Source organism: Vibrio penaeicida (assembly GCF_030689305.1).
GTDB lineage: Bacteria > Pseudomonadota > Gammaproteobacteria > Enterobacterales > Vibrionaceae > Vibrio > Vibrio penaeicida_B.
Map to the genome: position 1 here is coordinate 1 of NZ_JAUYVM010000075.1, position 509 is coordinate 509.

Annotated in this window: 1 rRNA gene; it reads right to left on the reverse strand. The window is 52.3% G+C overall.

The window, feature by feature from the left end:
* A 16S ribosomal RNA gene (locus tag Q8W40_RS28065) occupies positions 1–464 on the reverse strand; the annotation flags it as partial.
* Between the last annotated feature and the right edge of the window lie 45 nt (positions 465–509).

Sequence of the window (509 nt, forward strand, 5' to 3'; positions counted from 1 at the left end):
TTAACCTCACACCCTTCCTCACTGCTGAAAGTACTTTACAACCCGAAGGCCTTCTTCATACACGCGGCATGGCTGCATCAGGCTTGCGCCCATTGTGCAATATTCCCCACTGCTGCCTCCCGTAGGAGTCTGGACCGTGTCTCAGTTCCAGTGTGGCTGATCATCCTCTCAGACCAGCTAGGGATCGTCGCCTTGGTGAGCCTTTACCTCACCAACTAGCTAATCCCACCTGGGCATATCCTGACGCGAGAGGCCCGAAGGTCCCCCTCTTTGGCCCGAAGGCATCATGCGGTATTAGCCATCGTTTCCAATGGTTATCCCCCACATCAGGGCAATTTCCCAGGCATTACTCACCCGTCCGCCGCTCGACGCCGAATAGCAAGCTATTCTCGTTTCCGCTCGACTTGCATGTGTTAGGCCTGCCGCCAGCGTTCAATCTGAGCCATGATCAAACTCTTCAATTTAAGATTTTGTTCGGCTCAATGAATACTGACTTCAAAACTAATATT